Below are 1764 nucleotides of genomic sequence, written 5' to 3' on the forward strand. Positions count from 1 at the left end.
TGTCGATGGAAAAGCTGCGCGAGATCGCCATGCGGATGCAGCGCGGCGGCGTCGGCTATTATCCCAACGCCAATACGCCTTTCGTGCATATCGACGTCGGCGGCGTCCGCCATTGGCCGCGCATGAGCTACGACCAGCTGGTGCGGCTGTTTCCCGACGGCAAGACCGTGCATCTGCCGTCGAACGGTCACCCGCTGGCCGGCTATGAAGAGGCCCGCGCCGAAATTCTCGCCCGGGGCGGCGAGGCCATTTCCGTGGCCGACGCCAACAGAGGCGGCATTGGCGGCTTTTTCGCCCGGCTGTTCGGCCTGAACGGCGGCGAAGACGCGGAGGAGGAGATTCGCGACGCCGCTCCGGTGGCGAAGCCGACCCGCGTCGCCCGGGCCAGCATCGCCGAGCAGCGCCGCAACGAAGCCGCGGCCGCCGCTGCGGCCGCCGCAGCCGAAGCCGAGCAGCGGCGGATGCTCGCCAGCGCCGAAACCAACCTGCCGCGCGGCGAAACCTATCTCGCAGCACCCGAACCCGCCACGCGCCAGCCGGCCGCCGCGCCGCAGCCGCAACCCGCGCCGCTGCCGACAATGGCCGAGCCCGCCGCCAGACCGGCGCCAGCCGCCAGACCCGAACCCGCGCCCGTTCCGCCTCCGGCGCCGGTCGCCGAGAGCGAAAAGCCGCGCGTCGAGGATGAAGCGAAAACCGACGCGCCGCCGGCCGATGTTCCCTTGCCGCCGCGCCGTCCTGCCCAGCTGGCGGCGCTTGAGCCGCCGCTGCCGCCGCAGCGCCCCGCCGAACTGGCAAGCCTGCCGGAAGTCATCACACATGGGTCGCGCCTCGACCCGCGTCCCCCCGCCTCCGCGCCGCTGACGCTCGCCTATGCGGCGCCGTCGCCGGATTTGGCGCCGCCGCCGCTGCCGCCCCCGCGCCCCGCCGCCGCCCCGTTGCGCGCTGCTGCCCTGGGCAAGGCCGAGGAAGCCCGCGCCGCCAGAACCGCCGCGAGCCAGATGGCGCCGGCGCGCGTCGATCGCGCGGCGCTCCATTCCATGGTTGCAGCGACGCCGCAATCGCAGGCGCGCCCGTCCGTCTCCGGCGGCCTCGCCCCCGCCCTGCGCGCCGCCGCCAAGCCCGATCTGCTCGCCGCCAGTCCGCCGCCGCGCAACCTGCGCGCCCAGTTCGGCCGGCAGCCGACGCAGCCGGACCCCGACGCCTTCTCCAAATAAAACTTTCCTTAAAAAAAACAGCAGATGCGCCGCAGAAAATCACCGCGCGGCGGCGGTTGGTTAATGCCGGCTTAACCATTGGCTCCTAACCTGTCTCCAAGCCCAATTTCGGGCGAAGCTCCTGACAAGTTGGGAGACATTCCATGACGATGGCGCCCATTTACGGTCGGGAATTCGCTGAAACCTGCCGCCGCCGCCACAAAAGTCCCGCTCCGTGCCACTGGCCGCAATTGCTGCGCGTGCTGGCGCTGGCCGCCTTGGCGGGAAGTTGCATTTTCGCGGCGCTGGCCCCCGAAAAGGCCAAAGGCTCGACGCCTGCGCTGTTCGCCGCCATCGCGCCGTTCTGACCGCGCCTCGGTCTTGCTCGCGCGCCCGCCTGAAACCGGCCCGAACAAATTCCAAAAAAGTTGCAGCGCTTTTGGATCGGAAACTGCGGCTGAATGAAAGTAAGCGTCCACCCGGTGCCATTCTGGCGGCGCGGGGCGCGTGTTTGGTAATGGTTGGACATGGATAGCAACATCTATGTCTAGGCCTATGCGCAGAACCAACA

2 protein-coding genes are annotated in these 1764 nt (G+C 69.6%); both read left to right on the forward strand.

The features are described from left to right. Positions 1 to 1214, forward strand: a 1214-nt coding sequence (locus QZY01_RS00415) for a DUF882 domain-containing protein (RefSeq protein ID WP_294532006.1), incomplete at its 5' end; no start/stop codon positions are given. 143 nt (positions 1215 to 1357) lie between these two features. Further along, complete coding sequence (locus QZY01_RS00420; RefSeq protein WP_294532009.1) at positions 1358 to 1561, forward strand: hypothetical protein; 204 nt, start codon at positions 1358 to 1360, stop codon at positions 1559 to 1561. Positions 1562 to 1764 lie beyond the last annotated feature (203 nt).

It is taken from the genome of uncultured Rhodoblastus sp. (assembly GCF_903903185.1).
Taxonomy (GTDB): Bacteria; Pseudomonadota; Alphaproteobacteria; order Rhizobiales; family Beijerinckiaceae; genus Rhodoblastus.